Origin of the sequence: Magnetospirillum sp. XM-1 (assembly GCF_001511835.1) — a bacterium.
Classification (GTDB): Bacteria; Pseudomonadota; Alphaproteobacteria; order Rhodospirillales; family Magnetospirillaceae; genus Phaeospirillum.
Window position 1 is genome coordinate 4745651 of the sequence record NZ_LN997848.1, and the last position, 23970, is coordinate 4769620.

The following is a 23970-nucleotide window of genomic DNA, read 5'->3' on the forward strand; positions in this document are numbered from 1 at the left end:
ATGAGCAAGAAGCAACTCGCCCTGGTCATCGACCTCAACGTCTGCGTCGGCTGCCATGCCTGCGTGACGTCGTGCAAGGAATGGAACACCTCGGGCTGGGCTGGTCCGCTGACCGACCAGAACCCCTACGGCGCCGATCCGACGGGGGTGTTCTTCAACCGCGTCCAGACCTATGAATGCGGCACCTTCCCCAATACCGAGACCATCCACTTCCCCAAATCCTGCCTCCATTGCGAGGAGCCGCCCTGCGTGCCGGTCTGCCCCACCGGGGCGTCCTATAAGCGCGAAGAGGACGGCATCGTCCTGGTGGATTACGACAAGTGCATCGGCTGCAAGTACTGCTCGTGGTCGTGCCCCTACGGCGCGCGTGAGTTCGACCCCGTCCAGGGCGTCATGAAGAAGTGCACGCTGTGCGTCGACCGCATCTACGACCAGACCATCGAGGAGGCGCGCAGAAAGCCCGCCTGCGTTCTGGCCTGCCCGGCGGGTGCCCGCATCTTCGGCGACGTCAACGACCCCAATTCCGAGGCGGCCCAGGCCATCCGCGACAATGGCGGCTTCCAGCTGATGCCGGAATGGGGCACCCGGCCTGCCAACCACTACCTGCCCCGGCGCAAGACCACCACCACCCTTCATCCGGATGAACTGGTGCGCGTCGACAACCCGCTGAAGGCCGAGGGCGAGAAGCCCCGTCCCGCCTTCACCACGCCCACCATCGACGGCGTTTCCAGCTGGTAAGGGGGAGGAGCACATCATGAAGCCCGCATTCTCAGTGATCTTCCTCACCACCCTGATCGGCGCGGCCCAAGGCCTGCTGATCGCGCTGACCATCGGACAGATCTATGCCGGGGGCGAAAGCGGCGGTTTCTACGCCCTGGGCGGCGCCGTGGCGCTGGCGCTGCTGTGCCTGGGACTGGTGGCCTCGGTGTTCCATCTGGCCAATCCCCAGCGGGGCTGGCGGGCGGCGACGCGCTGGCGCACCTCGTGGCTGTCCCGGGAAGTGATCCTCATCCCCGTTGTCGCGGGGCTGGCTTTCCTCTACGCCGTGGTCAACGCCTTCGGCTGGGCGCCGGTGCTGGCCCGGCTGGGCAATGGCGCGGCCCTGGACCTGCCCCTGGTGCTGGGGCTGCTCGCCACCCTGGCCTCGCTGGCCCTGTTCGTCTGCACCGGCATGATCTATGCCTGCGTGCGCTTCATCCGCCAGTGGGCCTCAGGCTGGACTGTGGTCAACTACCTGCTGATGGGCCTGGCCTCGGGCTTCACCCTGGCCGCCGCCTACGCCCAGCTCGGCGGCAATGCGCTGGCCGGCTTCATGGGGGCGTCCGCCCTGTGGCTGACCCTGCTGGCCCTGGCGGCGCGGGCCTTCCAGCTGTGGCTGAACGCCACGGCCGAGCCGCTTTCCACCATGAAAAGCGCCATCGGCATCCATCACTCCCAGATCCGTCAGGTGACCCAGGGCTTCATGGGCAGCTCGTTCAACACCATCGAGTTCGCCGCCCCCGGCGGGGCCGAGACGGTGAAGGGCGTGTCCGTATTCTTCCTGGCCGCCGCCTTCGTGGTGCCGGCGGCGCTGCTGCTGGCGGGCCAGCCGGTGCTGGCCTTCCTCTGCCAGTATGTGGGCCTGCTGGCCGAACGCTGGGCGTTCTTCGCGGCCGGAACCCACGTCCAAAGCCTGTACTACCAGGCCAAGGGCTGAGCTGAGCCGCGCACCGACGAACACCGCGCTTCCCCGAACGAAAAACCCCCGCCAGTTTCCTGGCGGGGGCTTCTTCATCGAACCGGATGAAAACTCGGGACTTAGACCGAGTAGTACATCTGGAATTCGACCGGGTGCGGGGTGTGCTCGAAACGATACACTTCCTCGTACTTGAGCTCGATGTAGCTCTCGATGAATTCCTTCGAGAACACGTCGCCCTTGCACAGGAAGTCGTTGTTGGCACGCAGGGCCTCGAGGGCCTCACGCAGCGAGCCGCACACGGTCGGAACCTGGGACAGCTCCTCGGGCGGCAGGTCGTACAGGTTCTTGTCCATGGGATCGCCGGGGTGGATCTTGTTGGCGATACCGTCCAGGCCGGCCATCAGCATGGCCGAGAAGGCCAGGTAGGGGTTCGCGCCGGGGTCGGGGAAACGAACTTCCACGCGCTTGCCCTTCGGCGAGGCCGAGTAGGGGATGCGGCAGGAGGCCGAACGGTTGCGGGCCGAGTAGGCCAGCAGAACCGGGGCTTCGAAGCCGGGGATCAGGCGCTTGTAGCTGTTGGTCAGCGGGTTGGTGAAGGCGTTGATGGCCTTGGCGTGCTTGATGATGCCGCCGATGTAGTACAGAGCGGTATCCGACAGGTCGGCATAGCCCGAACCGGCGAACAGGGGCTTGCCGGCCTTCCAGATGGACTGGTGGACGTGCATGCCCGAGCCGTTGTCGCCATAGATCGGCTTCGGCATGAAGGTCGCGGTCTTGCCGTAGGAGGCGGCGACGTTGTGGACCACGTACTTGTAGATCTGGATCCAGTCCGCAGCCTCGACCAGGCCGCCGAACTTGATGCCCAGCTCGTGCTGCGACGAGGCCACTTCGTGGTGGTGCTTCTCGATGGGCAGGCCCATCTCACCCATCACGGTCAGCATCTCGGCGCGCATGTCGACGTGGCCGTCCACCGGCGGAACCGGGAAGTAGCCGCCCTTGACGCCCGGGCGGTGGCCCAGGTTGCCCTCGGCGAAGTCGCGGCCCTGGGCCTCGACGCCGTCTTCCGAGCGCAGCTCGTAGTAGCCCTTGTTCATGCCGAGTTCGTACTTGACGTCGTCGAACACGAAGAACTCGGCCTCGGGGCCGAAATAGGTGGCGTCGCCCACGCCCGAGGACTTCACATAAGCCTCGGCGCGCTTGGCGATGGAGCGCGGGTCGCGGTCATAGAGCTGGCCGGTGGCGGGCTCGACGATGTCGCAGTTGATGATCAGCTGCGACTGGGCGGCGAAGGGATCCATGACGGCCGACGAGGCGTCGGGCTTCAGGATCATGTCGGACTCGTTGATGCTCTTCCAGCCGGCGATCGACGAGCCGTCGAACATGATGCCTTCGTTCAGCATGTCGGCGTCAACGGTGCACACATGCTGGGCGGTGTGCTGCCACTTGCCGCGCGGGTCGGTGAAGCGGAAATCGACGTACTTCACGTCGTTTTCCTTGATCAGTTCGAGGACCTTCTTGATGTCGTCGGACATGGTCACATTCCTGAGAGTTGAGAGTTGAACACGCGTTCCCGCCCCGCCGCCCTACCAAGAGCCGCGGGAGGGATGAAAACTCAGATGGCGTCGCTGCCGCGCTCGCCGGTGCGGATGCGGATGGCCTCTTCCACCGTGGAGATGAAGATCTTGCCGTCACCGATGCGGCCCGTATGGGCGGCCTGCTGGATGGCCTCGACGGCGCGCTCCACCAGGTTGTCCTCGATGACCAGCTCGATCTTGACCTTAGGCAGGAAATCCACCACGTACTCGGCGCCGCGATAGAGCTCGGTATGCCCCTTCTGCCGGCCGAAACCCTTGGCCTCGGTCACGGTAAGGCCCTGGAGGCCGACCTCGTGAAGGGCTTCCTTCACCTCGTCGAGCTTGAAGGGCTTGATGATGGCTTCGATCTTCTTCATGAACCCGCCGTCTTTCGGATTGGCGTTGCGAACCCGCGTCAAAACGCGCGACTCATTTAGCACGCATCGTGCCACTTCGGCCACCCGGAAAAGCGCCCGAATTCCAGGAATCTCCAGACAAAGATGCCCTATTTTCAGGCATTTGCGCCTATTTCTCGGGCAATTCGCTTCCCCTTCACCCGGACCCGCCTTCCAGGCTAGGCTTAAGCGTCCAGATTCCTTGCCGGAGCAGCCCCGTTGAAGCCCGCCAACTCCATTCTGTCGTCGTTCGGCACCACCATCTTCGAGACCATGTCGCGCCTGGCCCAGGCCCATGGCGCCGTCAACCTGGGCCAGGGCTTCCCCGAAGGCCTCGAACCCGCCGACGTAATCGCCAAGGCGGCCGAGGCGGTAACGGCGGGGCCCAACCAGTATCCCTCCATGATGGGAACCCCCGACCTGCGAACCGCCGTCGCCGCCCATGACCGGCGGTTCTACGGCCTGGAGCTGGACCCCATGGCCGAGGTGATGGTGACGTCCGGCGCCACCGAGGCCCTGGCCGCCTGCCTGTTCGGCCTGATCGAGCCGGGCGACGAGGTGGTCCTCATCGAGCCGCTTTACGATTCCTATCTGCCCATCATCCGCCGGGCGGGCGGCACGCCTAAGCTGGTCCGCGTCGAGCCGCCCCATTGGGATCTGCCGAGAGAGGCGCTGGCCGCCGCCTTCTCGCCCAGGACCAAGCTGATGCTGCTCAACACGCCGATGAATCCGGCCGGCAAGGTGTGGGGGCAGGACGAGTTGGAGTTCGTCGCCGGCCTCTTAGAGCGCTTCGACGCCTATTGCGTCTGCGACGAGGTCTACGAGCATCTGGTCTATGACGGCCGCCGGCACGTGCCGCTGATGACCCTGCCGGGCATGCGGAGCCGCTGCCTGAAGATCGGCTCGGCGGGCAAGATCTTCTCGCTGACGGGCTGGAAGGTGGGCTGGGTCATCGCCGAACCGCACGTCCTGGGCCCGGTGGCCAAGGCCCACCAATACCTGACCTTCACCACGCCGCCCAACCTGCAGGCCGCCGTGGCCTGGGGCCTGGGCAAGGAGGATTCGTACTATGACGGGCTGGCCGCCATGCTGGCCGAGCGCCGCGACCGCCTCACCGCCGGTCTGGAGCGGGTCGGCTTCCAGGTGATGGCCACCGGGGGCAGCTATTTCATCACCGCCGATTTCCGCCCCCTGGGCTTTGCCGGCGACGATGGGGAATTTTGCCGCCACATCACCGAACAGGCCGGCGTGACGGCCATTCCGGTCAGCGCCTTCTACCAGGGCGGCGACGTCAACCACTTCGCCCGCTTCTGCTTCGCCAAGACGGAAGGCGCCATCGACGAGGCGGTAATGCGGCTGGAACGGTTTTTTGCGAGGATAGGCCCTTGACGGGCGCCCCCGGATTTGGCTAAACATGCGGCCTCCCCCGGTGGCGGGTGTAGCTCAGTTGGTTAGAGCGCCAGTTTGTGGTACTGGATGTCGTCGGTTCGATTCCGATCACTCGCCCCATTCCCCCCTTTGATTTCGTTCCGTTCCGCAGCCGCCGGCTTTTGCCTGCGTCCGGCCGCGTGCCTGAACGGCAAGGGAAGATCCGGGGCGTTGCCCCGGATAGACATCACCCCTCATCACCCCTCGCTGAGGATCGCCACCATGCGGCTGGCCTCGTAATCCTCGGGATCGAGTCCCTGGGCGTTCCGGAATGCCGCCAGGGCCTCCGACTTGCGCCCCAGCGTGTTGGCGGCATGGCCCGCCGCCCGCCACAGCCGGCCGTCGCCGGGATAGGAATCGATCACCGGCCGCAGCATGTCGGCCGCCTCGGCATGACGGCCGGTCTCGCCCAGGATAGCGGCGAGGCGCAGGGCGGTGTCCGGGCCGGGCCGCAAGCCATGGGCACGGCGGGCGAATTCCTCGGCCTCCTCCTGCCGCCCCTGGGCCAGGCACAGCCCGGCCAGATTGTGCAGCGCCAGGGCGGCATCGGGGGAAAGCCTCAGAACCTCGCGATAGCAGCGCTCCGCCGCCTCCGGGTCGCCGGCCATCTGTTCCAGCCCCCCCAGATTGGTGAGCGCGGCCTCATGGTCCGGGGCCCGCTCCAGGCATTTGCGCAACGCGGCCCGCGCCTCGTCCAGCCGGTCGAGCGCCCCCAGCAGCACGCCCCGCCCGTACAGAGCGTCGATGGAGCCCGACACCGCCGCGCGGTCGAGGAATTTCAGCGCCAGGAGCAGGTCGCCCATGCCATGGGCGGCAACGGCCAGTTCCATCAGGCCGGGATGGCCGGGCGGCACCTTGCCCAACTCGCGGGAGACGGTGCGGGCCTTGGACAGGTCGCCCTGCCGGGCCTTGGCCAGCGCTTCTTCGATCCGATCAGACTTCGCCATCATGTCCCCATCAGGTTTCGCATCACTTCCGCCAGCCGCGCCGGCGCCGCGCCGTGCAGCAGGCAATCCGGCCGCATGTCTCGCGGTTCCTCCGCCAGCCACGCGGCGATGGCCGCCCCGGCCTGTCCGCCTTCGCTCACCACGGCGATGCCGGGCCGGCGGACGGCGCCCCCCAGGTCGGAACGGACCAGTCCGGGCTGCAGGCTGATGGCCGGCTTGCCCACCAGCCACGCCTCGTAGAGAAGGATCGAGGCCATGCCCGCCACCCGGTCGGCGGCCAGCATCACCTGGCGTCCCGAGACGCCTTCGACCAGACCGCCCCCCAGGGCGCCCCGGCTGGTTTGCCACAAATCCGTCAACTCCACCACGTCGTCGCGCGGGTGGGGAACGATGGCCACCTCCAGGCGACCGGCCCAAGGCTGCAATTCCCGGCACAGCAACCGCAGGACGTCGCGTTCGGTATAGCCGCGCCAGCTGGCGGATTCGGGCCCGGTGCCCTGATCCTTGGAAACCGGCTCGCCGATGAAGGCGACCAGTCCCTTGCCCTCGAGGCCAAGGCCCAGACGGCCGCGCAGTTGCCGCCGCCAGCCGCTATCGGCGGCGGCGGCGGCATCCGCGGCCAGTCCGGCAAGGCCAGGATGGCCGGTCACCCGCAGGCAGCCGGCCGGCACGCCCTCGGCCAGGGCCTCGTTATGCGCCTTGTCGTCCATGACGGCGTAAATATCGGGAATCAGCGCCGCGCCGCCATCCATGCCCAGACGGGCGCGGTAATTCATCCAGTTGTCCAGCACGCACAGCACCGGCATCCCCCGCTCCCTCGCGGCACGGGCCAGGGCAAGGGGCAGATGGTCGGCCAGCGAGGTTCCGAAGCACAGACCGCCCACCCCGGACGCCTCCATCCAGGCCCCCAGGTCTTCCCCGGTGGGTGGAGACAGGCGACGCAGACCGGCCGGCGCGTTACGCCCGAGAAAGCCGTGATCGAGAATGGCCACCTCGTCGCCCTGCCCGGCCAGCAGCACGGCAACGGGAAGGATGGCGTTGGCGCCCCCCGGATCGGCGGCGGCGAACAGCATCAGGGGACGGGACGGTCGGGTCATGGCGGGGCGGGGCGGGACTGGACGGGGCGATGCGGAATCAAAATCCCCGGACGAAGGCGGCGGGCCCAGGTCCGGGGATGAAAGAAGGCACCCTGCGCCCGTATCAGGCGGTGGCGCTGATGGGCGTGTGGGCGGCGCCGGGCGCCGGAGGAGCGTAGGCGCCGGTGGGCGCGGGCGCGGCGGCGGCGGGGTCGGTCGCACCGGCGGCGGCGGCTTCACGGGCCTCGCGCGCCAGGGAATCGCGCAAGCCGCTGGCGATGTTGCGGTTGATGTTGACCAGCACCTCGAGCTTGGCGGCGGTGGGCTCGGTCAGGGCGGCGACGGTATGGAAATCGACGAACTGACACAGGCTCAGCATGTTGACGACGGTCTCCGTCGACTCGCCAGCCTCGACCTTGCCGATCAGGTCGGCCTGGAAGATGGTCCAGAGTTTCCAGTTGAGCCGCAGCGCCTCGCGCATGCCCTCGGCCTCGCCGCGGGAGGCCGAAGCCATGCGACGGGCCGCCTCGGTCAGCGCCCAGGCTTCCGTTTCACGCGGATTGCCCTCCTGGGGGATACTGGCGGCGTGGGCTGCGTTGCTGTAAGGATTCATAACCTCTCCCATCACTTCTCGGAAATACCGCGGCCCCTGTTACGAGAACAGGTTGACCACCGATCCCGGCTGGTAGGTATCGTTGGTGAAGGCCTTGTCCATCTTCTCGCTGCTGGCTTGCGCCGCTTCGAACCCGATGGAGACGGCCTGAAGCTGCTGGGCGATCAGAAGCTTCTTCTGCTGGACCTGCTTGGCGACGTCGGCCTTGATGTCGGCCATGGATTGCTGCTGGTGATCCTTAATCTCGGTAATCCGGGTTTCGACCCAGTCCACTTCGCTGGCGACGATGTCGAGACGGTTGGAAATCCGCTTCAGCGCGAGATTGAGCTTATCGAGCGAACTGCTGAGATTGTAGGTGGCCCCCGTCTTGGCATCGTCGTCGTCGACAGAGAAATGCTGGAGGCCAAGACCGTTCATACGGATCTGCCCCATTCCCTCGTCACCGATCAGGTCCACGTCGGTTCCCTCGGTAAACGGCAGGTTGCCCAGGCTGGCGTTGAACTTATCGATCTCGGCATCGTATCTCGTGGCGTCCACCGGATCGCCGGCCGCCGAGTTGATCTGCTGCTCGGCATTGAGCGACGTCAGGTTGCCGAAGTCGTCGAGCCGGTCCAGCAATTGGGTGCGGGCGTTGTTCACCTGGGACTGGTATTCGACCAGCTTGGGCAGGCGCGTCTGAAGCTGGGCCAGTTCCTTGTCCAGGTTGGTGTCGTAGCTGTCCAGCGCCTTGCGCTGCAGCGCCGAGACCTCGTCGTTGTAGCGCACCACCATGGCGTTCTGCATATTGGCGAAGGCAAGGTTGAACGCCGGGCGCGCCGACATGCCAGACAGCGTGCTGAGCATCTGGGTCAGATCGCCGGCATAGGCACTGAGCACGGTATCGGTCAAGGGAACCTCCCACGCGGCGGGCGAGTTCTTCACCCATGCCGAGCCTAGCATCGTTCCGTTAAGAAATCCATAAATCGGGGGGTCGGCGGGCCGGCGGCCGGTGTGGCGGGGTTAACAGTTTTCTAACCGAAGATGCCGCAGAATTATCGGCCAGAATCAACAATGTCCGCGCACCGAACGCCGCCCCAGGAGACTCCCATGACCGAAGAAATCGGCGACCTCTCGAGCCTTCCCCTCCCCGAGCAGGAGGCCCTGAGCCTGGCCGAGGCCGCCATCGCGCTGGACCGGGCCCGCAGCGGCGAGAACCGCGCCGCCGAACTGGTGGCGGCGCTCAACCACAATCTCGAGGTCTGGGTGGCCATCCGCGCCCTGGCCCGGTCGCCGGGCAGCCCGCTGCCCCCCGATCTCAAGGCCAGCCTGATCCGGCTGAGCGAATTCGTCGCCCACACCACCTTCACCAATGGCGCGTCCATCGGCGATTCCTCGCTCAACACCCTGATCAACATCAACATGCAATTGGCCGAAGGCCTGCTGGAAGGCCAGAAGAACGCCGCCGCGGCGACCAAGAAGGGCTGATCAGCCCGCCCGTTCCAAAAGCGCCTGGCGCACGCGCCCCAGCACGCCCTGCCAGCCCTCTGCGTGAGCGGCCCGGAACAGCCGGGCCGTGGGATACCAGGGGCTGTCGTCGCGATCGAGCAGCCAGCGCCAGTCGGGAAAGCTGGACAGCACCACCCAGACAGGCCGCCCCAGCGCCCCTGCCAGATGGGCCGGCGAGGTGCACGACGAGATCACCAGATCCAGCGATTCCATGACGGCGGCGGTCTGGCTGAAATCGCTCAATTGCGGACCGAGATCGACGAAATTCCCGGGCATGCTCCGCCCCTCGAGCTGGAGGGCGGCGGGACCCTTTTGCAGGCTGAAGAACGTCACGCCCGGCACGTCCAGCAGGGCGAGATAAGGGGCCAGCCCCGGCGAGCGCCGCCCGTCATAGGGGGCCTCGGGATTGCCGCCCCACACCACTCCGACCTTCAGTCCGCCATAGGCGCCCAGGCGCTCCCGCCATTGGGCCGCCAGCCCGCAATCCGCCCGCAGATAGGGAATGTCGGCGGGTATGGTCTGCAAGGTGGTGCCGAACACGTGGGGCAGCGACATCATCGGCACCTGGAAGTCGGGCGGCTCCATCGCCTGCCCCGGCTCCACCGCCTGGGCCACCCCCGGCACCGTCGACAGCAAGGCTCCCAATCCGGCGGGCGAGCCCACCACCACGCGGGCGCCGCGCGCCGCCAGCAACGCCCCATAGCGCACGAACTGGATATTGTCGCCGAACCCCTGCTCGCCCCGCATCAGGACGGTTTCACCCGCCAGGCGCTGCCCGCGCCAGCGGGGGCCGTGGAACTCGGGCTGGGGACGGTATTCGGCCAAGGGCAGGCCGCGGCGGTAATCGCCGTGAAGGAGCAGCATCTGGCCCAGGCACATCTTGACCCGAGGGTCGCCGCCGCCCTGGGCCGCGCGATAGATGTCCATGGCCCCGGCCAGGTCGCCCGCCTCGATGCGCTGGAAGGCCGCCGCCAACGGGTCCGAGGCCATGATCTAGCCGCGCGGCAGATCGAGAGCCCGGATTCCCTTCAACCGCACGGAAATCTCGGTGCCCAGGGCATCCGGATTGCCCAGGCGCGAAGCCAGGACCTGCTGGCGCAGCTCGGAGCGGATCTGTCCCAGGTTCGGGTCCCGGGCCAGCCCGGCGGCGATAGCCACATAGCCGGCCGGATCGTCGGCGATCCACTCCGGCCGGTTCGCCGCCCGCAGAATGGAAGCTCCCATACGCCCGACCCGGCGGTCCCCGCGCAGGGACACCACCGGCAGCCCCATCCACAGGTCCCAGGCCAGCTCGGTCAGTCCGTTGACCGGGGTCGAGTCCAGCACGATGTCGACCATGTGCGGAAAGGCCTTGGCGGCGGCGGTGGCGTTATCCTCCAGCGGCGCCTGGAAATGGACGCGGTTGGAGACGCCGTATTCGGCGAAGGCCTCCAGTCCCCAGGAGATCATCTCCTCTTCCCAGTCGTCGCGCCCGCCGATCATCAGATGGGCGCCGGGAACCGCCCACAGCACCCGCGACCACAGAGCCACGCTTTCCTCGGTCATTCCGGCGCCATCGCCGTGGACGCCGAACATGGCGAAGCCCCGCGTCGAGCGCGGCAGGTCGAGGACATCCTCCTCGGGGGCCAGAATCTGCGGGAACCGGAAGGCCAGCAGATTGGGCAGCGATATTATCCGCTCCTCGCCGTAGGTCCGGCGGTCGACGGGCGCGGTCTCCTCGTCGGAGAAAACCACGCTCACGCCCGGCATCCGGTCGCACATGGGCGACGAGATCCAGTGAACCGTGACGGGCGCCCCCTCCCCCTTGAAGACCGGATAGCTGGCCCGCTCGCCGGGGCTGCAGAGATTCAGCAGGACGCCGGGCTGATCGCCGACGACGATGCGCCCCAAGGTCGCCTCGTCGATGCCGATGGACTGGCGCGGACGCATCACGCTGGTGCGCAGCAGGTCCGTCACCGGGTCGTGGCGCGGATTGAGGGTGTAGAGGACCGTCATCTCCAGATGCTTCATCACCGGGGCCACGCAATGGGCCAGCGGACTGTCATAGACCTGGTCCCACATCAGGCCGACAACCGGCGAGTCAGCCTTCTCCCGGGCGTTGACCCGCCGCAGCGGAGCCTCGCGCTCGGCCACGAAGGCGTCGAGCAGCGCCTGGGACACCGGCCAGTTCGCCCCCGACTGCAGCACCAGGGAACCGGCCAGGGCGGCCCGCAGGGCGTCGTCGTCCCCGGCCAGTTCGAAGGCGATCTTCTGGTGTTCGATGGCGGCGTCGTGGCGGCCGCAGGCCATCATGGAATCGGCCAGAACCGCGTGCATCCTGGCGTCGGCCGGCTTGTGGTGCAGGGCGGCCCGCATCATGGAGGCGGCGGCGAAGGGACGGCCCAGCTCCAGCATGGACCGGGCGATCAGCAGCATGCTGGCTTCATCGCCGGGATGGATGCGCAGGTGCTTTTCCGCCTGGTCCAGCGCCTCGCGGAACAGCCCCAGATGAAAGGCCGCCTCGGCCTTGGTCAGGTGATGGGAGATGCCGACGTTCAGCAGCGACGCCATGTAGGACGACAGGTCGTCCGGCACCAGATCCTTGGCGTCGGGACGCGGCTTCAGGCACACGGCCAGCTTGCCGTAATACAGCCCGTCGGCCAGGCGCCCCACCCGGGTGTAGAGGCTGGCCAGAACGTCCACCACCTCGCGGCAATCAGGCGCGATGGAATGGCCGCGCTCCAGCAGCTGGATGCCCAGACCGGCATCGCCGCTGCAAAACGAGGTGATGCCCATGGCCAGGAAATAGTAGGGATTGAGGCTGCCCTGCCCGATCCTCGCCTGACAGTGTTCCATCAGTTCGGCGGCGGTGCCGTTCTGAAGGATGCCGACCAGCTCCGCGATGTCCGCGGCGAATTCGTCACTCATACTGCCACCCCGTCACCTTCTCGAACAATTCCTCGTCCGATTCGAACTTTTCGATGTTCTCGAAATACCATTCGGTCTGCAACGTCATTGCCCGGACGACCTCGAGGAATTCATCGCGCACGATGTCCCAGAACGCCGCCTTGTGCTCGGGGTCCTTCACCCGCTTGGCGTAATAGTCGAAGCACATCACCGCCATCATGACGGTGCCGCGCACGAAGAACTGGGCGACGGTGGGCGGCGCCTTGTAGTCGCTGATCAGCAGGTCGGACAGTTTGAGCACCATGGCGTTGACGTCGCCCAGGTGGTCGTCCATGGCCGCCACGCATTCCTCCAGCAGCGAGATGATGCTCTGCGGCCAATTCTCGCGGCCCCAGCGCTCGGTGAAATGGGCCTCGGTGCCGGGCAGGAAGGTGGCCTTGACCTTGGCGAGGGCCTTGGCCTTCATCTCGGGCGTCGATTTCAGCCGGATGGATTGGGAGCTCAGGGGCCGCGTGTTCTCGATCAGCAACCCGTCGCTGCAATTATAGGCGTCGACGCCCGGCCGGTAGCGGCCGATGATCCGCCCCAGGGCGTCGCGGGTCCACAGCATGATGGTCTCGCTGTAGACCAGTCCGCCGAAATTGCCCACGTCGCGAACGTCGAACACCGCCGTGAAGTCCATTGCCCCCTTCTGGCCTTCCATCTGGTCGTCGTCGTGGCGATAGAGGGAATGCTTGGAATGGTGGCGCTTGGGATTGCGGCTGCCGAGATCGACGCCGAACAGGTAAAGCTCGCGGAACCCCAGGGCCAGCGCCGCCGTGGTGCCGGTATTGGTCACCGTCGGCCCCGAATCCTCCAGGGAGTATTGCGGGCCGGGACTGAACAGCGCATAGGAACTGAGAGCCGGACGGAAGTAGTAGACCGCGTTGTCGAACAGGCTGCGCACCCTGGGGTCCACGGTGTTCGACGCGATCAGCACCGCGTCGCCGAAGCCGAATTCGTCGTGGACGGCGGCCAGGGCGCGATAGGGCGCGGCGCCGTTCTCCAGCAGCATCTGAAAGTCCGGCTGGATGCCGTTGGCCAGCAGAACCCGCGACGCCGTGCCGCAGGAAACGATCACCGCCCGGTCCTGATTGGCCTTGATCACCTCGATATCGTCGTCCAGCGACGGCCCCGAGCCCACGATGAACACCGGCGCGTTCAGGGCGTGCGCGGAGCGCTGCATGACCTGGTAATTGCCGTCGCGCAGGTTCATGTACGAGGCCCGCGTCATCTCCATCTCGTCATGGAAGAAACCAAGGCCGATGCCGATCAGCTGGGCGTCGCGCATGAACTCGGACATGGCCGCCATCAGGATCGGGCTGTTGTAGGCGACGAACACCCGCGCCCAATCGACCACCACCGGGCAGCAGCAGCGGATGGCCGCCCGCAGCGACCGGGCGATGTCGCCGGAATTGTCGGAGATGATCAGATTGAAGCGGTAGGGATTCTCGCGGCGGGTCTCGAGAAGCGGCCGCCACTCCATGGTCGCCAGCGAGTGATAGATGAAATCCAGGTTGGGCTCGACGATGTGGATGCCAGCCGGCTTGACCTGCTCGAGCAGCAGGGGGATCTGATAGCCGAGGCCAAGCCCGATGCACGCCAGATGGAAGCCCCCCGATTCCTCGGGAGATTGCAGGAATTCCATGCCGGCTTCGGTAGCGCGCTTCAAGGTGCGGTAAAGGAAGCGCTGGGTGATCAGGTCCACATGCCCGCTGGTCAGGGGGTTCATGTTGATGTGGCTGTCGATGCCGGTAGCCGATGCCTCGACCATGGCTTCGATCCGCTTGCGGCCGCCGGGGCCGTAAAGCAGCTCGCCCCGGAACTCCACATCCAGGTCACCGTCCTGATTGGTGACGAGGCGGCTTTGCGGCTGGTAACTGCTGAGACGGGCGCCGAGCTCGGGCATGAGATCGATGAACGCCTGCAAATTCCTGGAGACCAGGTCGTTGTCGACGATTGCCGTCTCGAGCATGCCCATTCTTCCTTTCCCCCAATCGGGGCCATGGTACCGTCCGTCTTTCCGCCGGCGCGGCCTTCCATCCAGGCGGGAGGAATTTCGCCGAAGAGCGGACAAAAGAAAAGAGGTGGCAAAGCCACCTCTTCTCCCAAGTTTTACGCCATTTCGACTTAGCGGAACAGCGACAGGATCGACTTTTCGTTCTGACCGGCGAAGGACAGCGCCTGGATGCCCAGCTGCTGGCGGGTCTGCAGGGCCAGCAGGTTGGCGCCTTCCTCGTTCAGGTCGGCGAGGGTCAGCTTGCCCGAACCGGCCTGGAGCAGGTCGACGTAGTTCTTGGTGAAGTCCAGACGGGTGTTCAGCAGGGCGACGTTGGTACCCAGATTCTGGGACACCGACCGCAGAGTGCCGAGGTTGTTGTCCAGATTGTTCACCAGATCGTTCACCACGCCGGACAGATTGGCGTCGAGCACATACTGGCCGGAAACGTAACCGAGGTTGGTTTCGGCGCTGATGTGCATGCCGTAGGCACCGGTGAGGCCGCCGGCGCTGAAGTAGGCCTGGCCCTTGATGTTGCCGCCGTTGGCCGAGGCGAACACGCCCACCGCCGAGAACGACACGGTGTCCTGGCCGGTGACCGAGCCGGAGCCCAGGGTCAGGGTCAGAACCGCACCCGCCGCGGTGCCGAAGCTGCCGTTGACGAAGGTGCTGGTGGTGGTGAAGGTACCGGCGGCGGAGTTGCCGGCCGACGCCACGGTGAAGGTCAGGTTGTAGGCGCCGTAGGCGAAGGTGTAGGTACCCTTGGCCAGCGAGTTGCCGGTCAGGCCATTGAGGGTGATGTCAATGGTGTCGCCCTTGTCCAAGCCAGAGATGCCGCCCGCAGTGAGGGCCGCGTACTCGACCGCGAACTTGGTGTTGTTCTGGATGCTGCCCTGGGTGACGTTCAGGTCGGACAGACCCGCACCGGTCAGATCGGCAGTGGTGGCGCGGAAGTTGAAGTCCTGGCCGTTGGTGAACACCGAGGTGGTGGTGAAGGCCACGTCGGCACCGAGGTCGGCGCCGCTGCTGCTGCCGGCGGAGAACACGGTGAAGCTCACCGTGGCCGAGCCGTACGAGAAGGTGTAGGAGCCCGAGGTCAGCGAGGTGGCGGTGCCGGCATAGGTGGCCTTGACCACGCCGCTGGTGCCCAGCGCCACGCCGGTGGCGTCGTCGAACGACAGCTGGAAGCCGCCGTTGGAGGTCACGGCCTTGGCGATGTTCAGACCGGCGGCGCCGACCTTCACGTCCACCGAACCCACTTCCAGGCTGGACCCGGTCAGGTTCGAGAAGCTGACGGTCAGGGTCTGGCCCTTGCCGGCGATCAGGTTCTGGCCCTGATACTGGGAGTCGGTGGCCAGATTGTCGAGCTGGCTGCGCAGAGCGTTGAACTGCGACACCAGGCTGCCGATCTGGGAGCTGGAAGCGGACTGCGCGTTCAGCGCAAGACCCTTGAGCTGCTTCACCAGGGTGGTGACGCCGGAAATGCCCTGCAGCGCGGTGGACAGGGCGGACACGCCCTGATCGATGTTGTCTTTCTTGCCCTGGAAGTCGCTGGCGCGGTCGGACAGCGCCTTGGCCTGGAAGTAGGCGACCGGATCGTCAATGGCGCTGGCGACCTTCAAACCGGTCGACAGACGGCTCTGAGTACGATTCACGAGGCCTTGGGTGGACTGCAGAGCCAGCAGATTGCTGCGGACGGCAGAGGTAAGGGTGACGTCAGACATAACAAATCTCCTTTCTAGAGAGGCCGGTGCGATTCTCGCCCCGGGCTTCCTTACATTCCCCGCAACCGGCAAGCCACTGGCTGCGGGTCGCATGCAGGGAGCACACTTCCTAACAACATCAGTCTAGATCAACTGACAGTCCCGGTGCAACCGAATTTTTGCCAATCACTTCAACATGATGCCGAGTTCAGGAATAAAGGATTTATTAACCCTTCTCCCCAAAAGGATATTCACCCCGAGCGCTAAGTAACATTACTGTATTCATCAGAATATAGTCCGGAACAGCCGGACCATCAGTCAGTGAAACAGCCTAAATTATCGCGCGATCCGCCGCCTGGGGCGATAGCTCCGCCCAGAATTACGGTCTCCGCCACTCCGGTACTACCACTTTTCAGCGCCGGGCGCGCGGCTCCAGGGCTCGCACGGATGTATTCCATCCATCGGCGAGAAGGTGCGCCAGCGTTTCCTTATCCTTCATCCGGTGGAGACTGCCTTCCCCCACCTGCGGCAGGCGCGGGCAGGCGCCGGCGAGAATGGAGGGCCAGCACTCCTTGAACAGAGTCTGGATCTCCGCCTGGAGGCGGGCATAGGTGGAGGCCAGGGTGTCCTCGCCCGGTCCGAACGCCACTTCCGTCTGGGCCAGGATGTCGCCGGTGTCCACCCCGTCGGCCAGGCAGTGGATGGTGACGCCCTTGGGCGTGTCGTCGACGAAGCTCCAGAAATTGGGGTCCGCCCCCCGGTTCCAGGGCAGCAACGAGATGTGCAGGTTGACGGCGACCTCGGGCATGGCCGCCAGAACGTCGGGCTTCAGGATGTGGCGATAGCCGTAGCTGACCACCGCCTGAAAGCCGCCGGCGCGCACGAAATCGGCGTCGATCCGTTGATCCGTCTGCACCACCTCGCCCCCCCGGCTCCGCAGCCAGGCGAGCAGCGGCGAGTCGGCGGGGCCGAGGAAGAGGACGGCGCCGCCGCTCATGTCTTGGCGGCGGCTTTCTTGGCCGGAGCCTTCTTCGCCGCGGTTTTCTTGGCCGGAGCCTTCTTGGCGGCGGCCTTCTTCGGCGCGGCTTCGGCCTTGGCGGCGGGCGCGGCCTTGGCGGCGGGCGCGGCCTTGCGGCCCCGCACCGGCTTGGCCGGCCCCTTGGCCGCCTTGGCTTTGATCAGGTCCAGGGCGGCCTCGAGCGTCACCGCGTCGGTGGTCACGTCCTTGGGCAGGGTGGCATGCACGCCATCGCGCGACACATAGGGACCGTAGCGCCCTTCGTGCAGGGTGACCGGCTTGCCCTCGTGCTCGCCGAGCGTCTTGAGCGGACCGGCGGCCCCGCGTCCCTTGGCCTGGGACAAGAGCTCCATGGCGCGGTTCATGCCGACAATCAGGACGTCGTCGTCCTTGGTCAGCGACTTGTAGACGCCGTCATGCACCACATAGGGGCCGAAGCGTCCGACACCGGCGGAGATGGACTTGCCGGTCTCGGGATGGGTGCCGATCAGGCGCGGCAGGGCCAGCAGACGGCAGGCGATCTCCAGGGTGACGTCGGCGGGCTCCAGGCCCTTGTAGAGCGACACACGCTTGGGCTTGGGCGCTTTGGCGGCCTTCGCCTTCTTGCCCTTTTCCGGCGCGGGCGCGGGCTCGGCCTTCAGCGTCGTCTCGTCGCCCAGCTGGACGTAATGGCCGTAGGGCCCCTTGCGGAGAGAAACGGGCAGGCCGCTCTCGGGGTCGTTGCCCAGTTCCTTGGGGCCTTCCCTCACCTCGTCCTCGCCCTCGCCCCCGGTGGTCAGCGGCCGGGTGAAACGGCATTCGGGATAGGCGGAGCAGCCGATGAAGGCGCCGAACTTGCCCAGCTTCAGCGACAGCCGCCCGGCGTTGCAGGTGGGGCAGGTTCGCGGGTCGTGGCCCGAGCCGGTATCGGGGAAGAAGTGCGGCCCCAGGAGTTCGTCCAGGGCGTCCAGCACCTGGGCGACGCGCAAATCCTTGGTCTCGTCCACCGCGCCGGAGAAGTCCTTCCAGAAGACCTCCAGCACCTTCTTCCAGTCGATGCGCCCGCCGGAAATGTCGTCCAGCTGGTTCTCCAGATCGGCGGTGAAGTTGTACTCCACATAGCGGCCGAAGAAGCTTTCCAGGAAGGCGGTGACCAGACGACCCCGATCCTCGGGGATGAAGCGCCGCTGGTCCAGGCGGACGTAATTACGGTCCTGGAGCACAGACAGGATGGAGGCGTAGGTCGACGGTCGCCCGATGCCCAGCTCTTCCATGCGCTTGACCAGGCTGGCTTCGGAAAAGCGCGGCGGCGGCTGGGTGAAGTGCTGCTCTGTGCGCATGGCCTTGCGCTCCATGGCATCCTTCTCGGTCACGTCGGGCAGCAGCTTTTCCGCATCCTCGTCGTCGGAATCGTCCTTGTCCTCGCGATAGACCTTCATGAAGCCGTCGAACACCACCACCGAGCCGGTGGCGCGGAAGACGATGCCGTGCTGGTCGCCGGCGATGTCGACGCCGACCTGATCCAGTTCGGCCGCCGCCATCTGGCTGGCCAGCGTCCGCTTCCAGATCAGCTCGTAGAGGCGCATCTGGTCACGATCGAGATAGCGGGCCACGTCCTCGGGACGGCGCGCCAGATCGGTGGGGCGGATGGCCTCGTGGGCTTCCTGGGCGTTCTTGGCCTTGGTCTTGTAGAGGCGCGGGGCATCCGGGACGTAAGATTTGCCGAAATCCTCGGCGATCACGGCCCGGGCGCCGGCGATGGCCTCGGCAGCCATCTGCACGCCGTCGGTTCGCATATAGGTGATCAGACCCACCGTCTCGCCGCCGATGTCCACACCTTCATACAGGCGCTGGGCCAACTGCATGGTGCGCGCCGCGGCGAAGTACAGCTTGCGGCTGGCTTCCTGCTGCAGGGTCGAGGTGGTGAAGGGGGGATAGGGATTGCGCTTGGTCCGCTTGCGCTCCACCGAGGCGACCGAATAGCGGGCCGATGCCGCCTTCTTCTCGGCGTCGCGGGCCAGCGCCTCGGACGACAGGTCGAACTTGTCGAGCTTCTTGCCGCCCAGATGGGTCAGCCCCGCCGACAGAAGCGCCCCCTTGGGCGTCAGGAAGTCGGCGGCGATGGTCCAGTATTCGCGGGGCTTGAAGCTTTCGATCTCGGATTCGCGCTCGCAGATCAGGCGCAGCGCCACCGACTGCACGCGGCCCGCCGAGCGCGAGCCCGGCAGCTTGCGCCACAGCACCGGCGACAGGGTGAACCCCACCAGATAGTCGAGAGCGCGCCGCGCCAGATAGGCGTCCACCAGTTCCTGATGGATGTCGCGGGGATTGCGCATGGCCTCGGTCACCGCCGACTTGGTGATCTCGTTGAACACCACGCGCTTGACCTCGACGCCCTTCAACGCCTTCTTCGCCTCCAGCACCTGACGGACATGCCAGGAGATGGCCTCGCCCTCGCGATCCGGGTCGGTGGCCAGGAACAGTTTGTCGGCGCCCTTGACGGCGGCCACGATCTCCTTGATCTGGCGCTCGGACTTGGCATCCGTCTCCCAGTCCATGGCGAAGCCCTCGTCGGGCCGCACCGAGCCGTCCTTGGGCGGCAGGTCGCGGATATGGCCGTAGGAGGCCAGCACGTGGAAGTCGCTGCCCAGATACTTGTTGATGGTCTTGGCCTTGGCCGGAGACTCGACGACGACGACTTTCATCCGCACCCATTCACATCCAAAAGGCGCCCGGGCTCAGCCGATCAGCAGCGAGACCCGGTTGCCGGGATGGCGCTCCAACCGACCCGCCAGTTCAATCTCCAGCAGGACCCAGGACACCATGGAGGGTGACAATTGGCATTGGCGGATGATTTCGTCAACCCCAATCGCACGCCATTGATTTTATTGTTTTTTTCTCAATTTCAATGTCCTAACGGGGGGCTGAACTGAGAATGCATACAGAACACAACGCCAACATAACGTACACGAGTGTACTTCGCTGCTTACCGGTTGCTTTCCCGAAAAGGCTGCCGACATTCGAATAAGAAAGGCGGAAATCCGCCATTTCTCTGGATGAGCAAAGCCTAACACGTCGAAGGAATCCACTGTGCCTAAAATTCGCCTAACCACCACCGCTCTTCGCAACCTCGTGCCGCAATGCACTGACAGAATCTACTGGGATGAAACTCTGCCGGGGTTTGGCGTCAAGGTCACCCCCAATGGGCACAGGAGCTATGTCGTTCAGTACCGCAACTCGTATGGCGTAGATCGACGCATGACACTTTCAGATGTGCGAGTGCTGACCATTGAGCAAGCTCGAACCAGAGCGAAAGAAGTGCTGGCGAAAGTAACCCTGGGCGGCGATCCCGCTAAAGACAAGCAGGATGACAAAAAGTGCATCACTATAAATGATATACTTGATTTGTACATGGCAAATCATATTGAGAAAAAAGGAGCAAACACGCAGCGTTCATACAGAGCGATGTATAAAAATTATGTGCGTCCATTCATGGGAACTAAGCCATGGAAGGATGTCACCCAAGATGACTGCCAGAAGCTACTCGATCATGTGACGGAGACATCGGGAGAAGGGAATGGCAACAATGCCGTTGGCTACCTTCGATCCGCCTGGAACTGGTGTATCCCAAAAATTCTGCCGATGAACAGCAACCCAACATTTAAAGTTGAGATGAACGAGAAGAAATCAAGAGATGTTGTGATTGATGAAAATGAATATAGAGAGCTATACAAATCCCTAATTGCCCACCGAGCAGCAAACCCTCAAAACAACCCATCAATGTATCTGGCTATCGAAATGATTATTTTCACAGCCGCCCGAAAAATGGAGGTGCTGTCAATGCAGTGGGATGCCGTAAAAGATGGATATATTCATGTGACTGACAAAGGAAATTCACGGCGTCGTAAGCCGAAGATCAAGCAAATCGTGATCACGGAACCCGTTCAGGAACTGCTTGACCGAATCCCGAAAAACTCAAAGTGGCTTTTTGCTCGTTCCACGTCCCCGGAATTACACATCACCTCAGTTGACGAAGTATGGTGTGATGTCCGAAAGGAAGCTGGCTTGCCCCATGTGAACATCCACGATCTTCGCCGATCATGGATTACGTTCGCCATTGATGACTTGAAGATTAGCCTTGAGACGGTCTCGAAGGCAGTTGGGCACTCAAGCCCGGAGGTCACCAGAATCCACTACAACAAGATTGCCCGGAAAACCAAGCTCAAGGCGAATCACGACATTGCAGAGGGATTGGCATCTGCAATGATGGGCGATTAGATGCAGCAGCCCGCAGCAATCTATGGCCGTGGATACCATAAATCTGATATGGTTCTGAGGATCGGATGAAGGCGACCCTTATTATCCACACCAAGGCGGTCTACGACGATGGGTCCATCGTTGAGATGAAAGTCTGGGCAGTGCCGATGCAGGTTCAAGGCAGCGGCCATGGTTTCAAGTACTCGCTGTTCTACGGTCGAGATGGAAGGCGGCTCGTCGGCTACGACAACGAGGCTGGAAAGGGCGATCACCGTCATCTTGATGGCGATGAGACTGCGTACTCATTCTCCACCATTGAGCAGTTGATTGAGGATTTTAAGGCCGATGTCAGACGGCGGAGGGCAAATTGAACCGGATCAATGTTTCCATCGGCAACGGGCATAGCGATCCTCTTGATGACATGGGCAAGAGAGTGATCGCGGCATGGCATAACGCCGAACATGGAAAAATCGGTGAACCCGAACTCAACGTGACATTCGAGTCTATGGAGGCTTTTCTCCGTCACGTTACGCCGAAGCGATTGGAAATGGTTCGCTTCCTTCGGGAGCACCCCACGACATCAGTTGCAGAACTCGCCCGGCAACTCGGTCGAGATTATAAAAACGTCTATGAAGATGTGGACGCCCTGGCCGCTGCGGGGTTGATCGAAAAGGAAGGTCGGTCGATCAGGGCGATTGCAGACGAGATAGTCCTGAAGCTTTAGGGAATTTCCAGAGCAGCATGGTGTTCCGCCAAGCCCCCCCATTATTTGGCACCACCCAGAGCCTTTGCCATCGCCAAAACCTGATCCCGAACCTTGGGGTCATTGATACTGAAATAGGCCCGTACCAATTCGAGGGTTTCCCGCTTTGTCATGGGATTGTCGTCAGCGACATCGATTGCCTTGGTGACGTTGCCCCGGATCACCTCGACCGGCGATGCTGCCTGGGCAGTCGAAGAGATTTCCTCAAAAAAGTAGCCAACCCGGACATCCAGAACACGGGATAGGTCGAACAGCCTGGATGCTCCGACCCGATTGGCCCCACGTTCGTATTTCTGGACCTGCTGGAAGGTCAGCCCAAGGCATTCACCAAGCTTCTCCTGGCTCATGCCAAGCAGGGTCCGACGAAGCCGAATGCGGGCACCAACATGGACATCAATGGGGTTGGCACTGCCGTCGTCCAAGCGACCTCTGGTGGACCGACCAGCCTTCTTGGCGACCTTGGCAGGCTCGGGGGCGGTTGCGGGTTTGGAACTCTTACGTGGCGGCATGGCGATCCCTTCCCCTGCTCATCAGGTGGCTGATTTGGGCCGACGATTCTTCCGCGTATAGCCAAGGCCCGCCGCTTTAGCGAGTTCGGATCGGCGTGCAGCATATTCCGGTGCGACCAAGGGGTAATCCCTGGGCAGCGACCACTTCGCCCGGTACTCGTCGGCAGTCAGTCCGTGGCCGGTCAGGAGATGCCGCTTGAGCATCTTCTGATGGTCACCGCATTCCAGACAGACGATATGTCCGGGGGTCACTGACCTCTTTACCGAAACAGCAGGTTGTTGCTGTTCAGACGGTGCTGAAGCAGGGGTATCCGCACTGGCCAAAGTCGAAAAAACGGACTTGATTAGGTTCGGAATTTCCGTGGCTGCCAAGGCGTTGCTGCCCAGGTAGGCGGCAACGATCTTGGTGGTCAGAGCCTTGATGTCATCGGTCATTGATGGTGTCCTTGAGGGTCTTTCCGGCGGTGAATTTGGCAGACTTACTGGCCGCGATGGTGAGGGGCTTGCCAGTTTGCGGATTCCTGCCTTCACGTGCAGGGCGGGCAGAAACCGAGAAAGTTCCGAAGCCGACCAAACGCACATCATCGCCGGACTTCATGGCGGTAGTGATGGCGGCAAAAACAGCGTCAATGGCATTGCCCGCGTCGGCCTTGGTCATGTTGGCACCATCGGCAACGGCATTAATCAATTCGGACTTGTTCATTTGCCCCTCCCTACAAAAGGTATGGTTATAAGGAATGACATTGGCATTTCAGGCCGTCAATCCGCTTACAACCCGCAATCATTCCTGGTCTGCTTTGGCTTCTGTCGCATCCCGACAGCGATCCCCAACGGACTCCTTCTTCACCCGGAGGATTCCTGCCTCCAATCCCGCAGCAATCACCGTGTCCGAAATGGCATCCTTGATCTCATCAGGCAGAATAATTGCGGCCCTCCAGGAGCCATCTGGTGCTCGATATGTTGGCAAGGAAACCTCGGTACTTTTGTCATCAGCCCTCACCTTGACTCCTTGGATGATCATCTCGATGCCATCAAAGACGACATCAACATCGGCCAAGGCACGTAGCTTCCCGGCATTCTTCACTTCGGTGATGCCGATTGCCGATACAGTAACCGATGCAGTGTCCATGGTCGGATTTGCGTTCAAGATTTTCACCATATGGGCGAGAAGTTCATCCTGTACGTCTTGATGGCACAGGGCGAATGCGATACCGTTTCATGGTGGCATCCTCCCAATGCGGCCACATCTGGATGGACCCTCCCCCGTAACCCAAGTCCATCCAGCATGATCCGGCGGTGGAGTTCTCGCCAGTTCGCCACCGCCGACCTGCTTTACGGATCGTTCCGAATCACAGGCACAGCCACGAAGAACTCCTGATCCCCCAGGGTGCGAATGGACACCATCAGCGTCTCATGCTGGTTCACCAGTCGAGCATGAGGCACACCATCGACTGTCGTCCACAGGCGAGATACCTCCCAGACTTTCCGGGTCTGGTCGTTGGCTTTTACAAACCGGTCGCCGACCTGGATGGGTGGTGATTTTCGTCCGAATATCGCCATGTTCGCCTGATCAGCCTACCTGCGTTCATTCCGCTGTATCGTGGAACGCCCGGAGATCATA

Annotated in this window: 24 protein-coding genes and 1 tRNA gene; 8 read left to right on the top strand and 17 right to left on the bottom strand. The window is 63.8% G+C overall.

The features are described 5' to 3' along the window. Both XM1_RS21640 and XM1_RS21645 read left to right on the top strand, forming a co-directional pair. Positions 1-738, top strand: a complete 738-nt coding sequence (locus XM1_RS21640; RefSeq protein WP_068437133.1) for a 4Fe-4S dicluster domain-containing protein — start codon at positions 1-3, stop codon at positions 736-738. Positions 739-754: 16 nt separating this feature from the next. After that, positions 755-1696, top strand: coding sequence for a DmsC/YnfH family molybdoenzyme membrane anchor subunit (locus XM1_RS21645; RefSeq protein WP_068437135.1), 942 nt, complete (start codon positions 755-757; stop codon positions 1694-1696). A 101-nt stretch (positions 1697-1797) separates the two neighbouring features. On the opposite strand, the gene glnA is transcribed toward XM1_RS21645, so the two are convergent. Then, positions 1798-3210 carry a type I glutamate--ammonia ligase gene (gene glnA, locus XM1_RS21650; protein ID WP_068437136.1) on the bottom strand — a complete coding sequence of 471 codons (1413 nt, stop codon included), beginning with the start codon at positions 3208-3210 and terminating at the stop codon, positions 1798-1800. 80 nt (positions 3211-3290) lie between these two features. After that, positions 3291-3629 carry a P-II family nitrogen regulator gene (locus XM1_RS21655; protein WP_008616616.1) on the bottom strand — a complete coding sequence of 113 codons (339 nt, stop codon included), beginning with the start codon at positions 3627-3629 and terminating at the stop codon, positions 3291-3293. Positions 3630-3866: 237 nt separating this feature from the next. On the opposite strand from XM1_RS21655, the gene XM1_RS21660 reads away from it, so the two are divergent. Continuing rightward, complete coding sequence (locus XM1_RS21660) at positions 3867-5036, top strand: aminotransferase (RefSeq protein WP_068437138.1); 1170 nt, start codon at positions 3867-3869, stop codon at positions 5034-5036. 43 nt (positions 5037-5079) lie between these two features. Next, a tRNA-His gene (locus tag XM1_RS21665) sits at positions 5080-5156 on the top strand. A gap of 116 nt (positions 5157-5272) precedes the next feature. Here the strand turns inward: XM1_RS21665 and XM1_RS21670 are convergent. The 4 genes from XM1_RS21670 to XM1_RS21685 form a co-directional block, all read right to left on the bottom strand. Next, positions 5273-6022: a tetratricopeptide repeat protein gene (locus XM1_RS21670; RefSeq protein WP_082700756.1), complete on the bottom strand. Its 750-nt coding sequence runs from the start codon at positions 6020-6022 to the stop codon at positions 5273-5275. Then, positions 6022-7119, bottom strand: coding sequence for a hypothetical protein (locus XM1_RS21675; protein WP_068437139.1), 1098 nt, complete (start codon positions 7117-7119; stop codon positions 6022-6024). The genes XM1_RS21670 and XM1_RS21675 overlap by 1 nt, the downstream gene beginning before the upstream one ends. Positions 7120-7222: 103 nt before the next feature. Then, positions 7223-7711 (bottom strand): flagellar biosynthesis regulator FlaF, encoded by a 489-nt coding sequence (locus XM1_RS25180; protein WP_304439550.1) that lies wholly within the window; start codon positions 7709-7711, stop codon positions 7223-7225. Between the two features lie 39 nt (positions 7712-7750). Then, positions 7751-8599 (bottom strand): hypothetical protein, encoded by an 849-nt coding sequence (locus XM1_RS21685; RefSeq protein WP_068438177.1) that lies wholly within the window; start codon positions 8597-8599, stop codon positions 7751-7753. Between the two features lie 198 nt (positions 8600-8797). On the opposite strand from XM1_RS21685, the gene XM1_RS21690 reads away from it, so the two are divergent. Next, positions 8798-9175 carry a flagellar biosynthesis regulator FlaF gene (locus tag XM1_RS21690; RefSeq protein WP_068437141.1) on the top strand — a complete coding sequence of 126 codons (378 nt, stop codon included), beginning with the start codon at positions 8798-8800 and terminating at the stop codon, positions 9173-9175. Here XM1_RS21690 and XM1_RS21695 read toward each other — a convergent pair whose 3' ends face one another. The 7 genes from XM1_RS21695 to XM1_RS25185 all read right to left on the bottom strand — a co-directional run bounded on the left by XM1_RS21695 (position 9176) and on the right by XM1_RS25185 (position 19690). After that, positions 9176-10186 carry a glycosyltransferase family 9 protein gene (locus XM1_RS21695; RefSeq protein WP_068437142.1) on the bottom strand — a complete coding sequence of 337 codons (1011 nt, stop codon included), beginning with the start codon at positions 10184-10186 and terminating at the stop codon, positions 9176-9178. It lies immediately after the preceding gene. Between the two features lie 3 nt (positions 10187-10189). Beyond that, complete coding sequence (locus XM1_RS21700) at positions 10190-12103, bottom strand: O-linked N-acetylglucosamine transferase (RefSeq protein ID WP_172821960.1); 1914 nt, start codon at positions 12101-12103, stop codon at positions 10190-10192. Further along, positions 12096-14096: a flagellin glycosyltransferase Maf gene (locus XM1_RS21705; protein WP_068438180.1), complete on the bottom strand. Its 2001-nt coding sequence runs from the start codon at positions 14094-14096 to the stop codon at positions 12096-12098. Before XM1_RS21705 ends, XM1_RS21700 begins: the two co-directional genes overlap by 8 nt. Positions 14097-14251: 155 nt before the next feature. Further along, positions 14252-15844 (bottom strand): flagellin, encoded by a 1593-nt coding sequence (locus tag XM1_RS21710; RefSeq protein WP_068437143.1) that lies wholly within the window; start codon positions 15842-15844, stop codon positions 14252-14254. A 391-nt stretch (positions 15845-16235) separates the two neighbouring features. After that, positions 16236-16820 (bottom strand): formyltransferase family protein, encoded by a 585-nt coding sequence (locus XM1_RS21715; protein WP_068437145.1) that lies wholly within the window; start codon positions 16818-16820, stop codon positions 16236-16238. Further along, a complete protein-coding gene (gene topA, locus XM1_RS21720) occupies positions 16817-19525 on the bottom strand; it encodes a type I DNA topoisomerase (RefSeq protein WP_068437147.1) in 2709 nt (902 codons plus the stop codon). The genes XM1_RS21715 and topA overlap by 4 nt, the downstream gene beginning before the upstream one ends. Before the next feature lie 33 nt (positions 19526-19558). Beyond that, positions 19559-19690 (bottom strand): hypothetical protein, encoded by a 132-nt coding sequence (locus XM1_RS25185; protein WP_255360621.1) that lies wholly within the window; start codon positions 19688-19690, stop codon positions 19559-19561. Positions 19691-19910: 220 nt separating this feature from the next. Here XM1_RS25185 and XM1_RS23700 point away from each other — a divergent pair, with 220 nt between their 5' ends. The 3 genes from XM1_RS23700 (at position 19911) to XM1_RS21735 (ending at position 21801) form a co-directional block, all read left to right on the top strand. After that, positions 19911-21098, top strand: a complete 1188-nt coding sequence (locus XM1_RS23700) for an integrase family protein (RefSeq protein ID WP_082700663.1) — start codon at positions 19911-19913, stop codon at positions 21096-21098. A 65-nt stretch (positions 21099-21163) separates the two neighbouring features. After that, positions 21164-21448, top strand: coding sequence for a DUF6516 family protein (locus tag XM1_RS21730; protein WP_068437151.1), 285 nt, complete (start codon positions 21164-21166; stop codon positions 21446-21448). Further along, complete coding sequence (locus XM1_RS21735) at positions 21445-21801, top strand: helix-turn-helix domain-containing protein (RefSeq protein WP_008616589.1); 357 nt, start codon at positions 21445-21447, stop codon at positions 21799-21801. Before XM1_RS21730 ends, XM1_RS21735 begins: the two co-directional genes overlap by 4 nt. A gap of 41 nt (positions 21802-21842) precedes the next feature. Here XM1_RS21735 and XM1_RS21740 read toward each other — a convergent pair whose 3' ends face one another. The 4 genes from XM1_RS21740 to XM1_RS21750 all read right to left on the bottom strand — a co-directional run bounded on the left by XM1_RS21740 (position 21843) and on the right by XM1_RS21750 (position 23505). Beyond that, on the bottom strand, positions 21843-22349 hold the full coding sequence (locus XM1_RS21740; protein ID WP_231920620.1) for a helix-turn-helix domain-containing protein: 507 nt from the start codon (positions 22347-22349) through the stop codon (positions 21843-21845). Between the two features lie 21 nt (positions 22350-22370). After that, positions 22371-22784, bottom strand: coding sequence for a MucR family transcriptional regulator (locus XM1_RS23705; RefSeq protein WP_082700664.1), 414 nt, complete (start codon positions 22782-22784; stop codon positions 22371-22373). Next, the gene (locus XM1_RS21745) at positions 22774-23052 is read right to left on the bottom strand and encodes an HU family DNA-binding protein (RefSeq protein ID WP_068437153.1); all 279 of its coding nucleotides are present in this window, start codon (positions 23050-23052) and stop codon (positions 22774-22776) included. The genes XM1_RS23705 and XM1_RS21745 overlap by 11 nt, the downstream gene beginning before the upstream one ends. Before the next feature lie 78 nt (positions 23053-23130). Next, complete coding sequence (locus XM1_RS21750; RefSeq protein WP_231920807.1) at positions 23131-23505, bottom strand: hypothetical protein; 375 nt, start codon at positions 23503-23505, stop codon at positions 23131-23133. Between the last annotated feature and the right edge of the window lie 465 nt (positions 23506-23970).

Excerpts from the sequence above, each read along its gene's own strand:
- XM1_RS23705 (WP_082700664.1), bottom strand. The coding sequence starts at position 22,784 with ATGACCGATGACATCAAGGCTCTGACCACCAAGATCGTTGCCGCCTAC.
- XM1_RS21640 (WP_068437133.1), top strand. The coding sequence starts at position 1 with ATGAGCAAGAAGCAACTCGCCCTGGTCATCGACCTCAACGTCTGCGTC.
- XM1_RS25180 (WP_304439550.1), bottom strand. The coding sequence starts at position 7,711 with ATGAATCCTTACAGCAACGCAGCCCACGCCGCCAGTATCCCCCAGGAG.
- XM1_RS21670 (WP_082700756.1), bottom strand. The coding sequence starts at position 6,022 with ATGGCGAAGTCTGATCGGATCGAAGAAGCGCTGGCCAAGGCCCGGCAG.
- XM1_RS21655 (WP_008616616.1), bottom strand. The coding sequence starts at position 3,629 with ATGAAGAAGATCGAAGCCATCATCAAGCCCTTCAAGCTCGACGAGGTG.
- XM1_RS21645 (WP_068437135.1), top strand. The coding sequence starts at position 755 with ATGAAGCCCGCATTCTCAGTGATCTTCCTCACCACCCTGATCGGCGCG.
- glnA (WP_068437136.1), bottom strand. The coding sequence starts at position 3,210 with ATGTCCGACGACATCAAGAAGGTCCTCGAACTGATCAAGGAAAACGAC.
- XM1_RS21690 (WP_068437141.1), top strand. The coding sequence starts at position 8,798 with ATGACCGAAGAAATCGGCGACCTCTCGAGCCTTCCCCTCCCCGAGCAG.
- XM1_RS21675 (WP_068437139.1), bottom strand. The coding sequence starts at position 7,119 with ATGACCCGACCGTCCCGTCCCCTGATGCTGTTCGCCGCCGCCGATCCG.
- XM1_RS21695 (WP_068437142.1), bottom strand. The coding sequence starts at position 10,186 with ATGGCCTCGGACCCGTTGGCGGCGGCCTTCCAGCGCATCGAGGCGGGC.
- XM1_RS21715 (WP_068437145.1), bottom strand. The coding sequence starts at position 16,820 with ATGAGCGGCGGCGCCGTCCTCTTCCTCGGCCCCGCCGACTCGCCGCTG.
- topA (WP_068437147.1), bottom strand. The coding sequence starts at position 19,525 with ATGAAAGTCGTCGTCGTCGAGTCTCCGGCCAAGGCCAAGACCATCAAC.
- XM1_RS21700 (WP_172821960.1), bottom strand. The coding sequence starts at position 12,103 with ATGAGTGACGAATTCGCCGCGGACATCGCGGAGCTGGTCGGCATCCTT.
- XM1_RS21705 (WP_068438180.1), bottom strand. The coding sequence starts at position 14,096 with ATGCTCGAGACGGCAATCGTCGACAACGACCTGGTCTCCAGGAATTTG.
- XM1_RS21710 (WP_068437143.1), bottom strand. The coding sequence starts at position 15,844 with ATGTCTGACGTCACCCTTACCTCTGCCGTCCGCAGCAATCTGCTGGCT.
- XM1_RS21745 (WP_068437153.1), bottom strand. The coding sequence starts at position 23,052 with ATGAACAAGTCCGAATTGATTAATGCCGTTGCCGATGGTGCCAACATG.
- XM1_RS21730 (WP_068437151.1), top strand. The coding sequence starts at position 21,164 with ATGAAGGCGACCCTTATTATCCACACCAAGGCGGTCTACGACGATGGG.
- XM1_RS21740 (WP_231920620.1), bottom strand. The coding sequence starts at position 22,349 with ATGCCGCCACGTAAGAGTTCCAAACCCGCAACCGCCCCCGAGCCTGCC.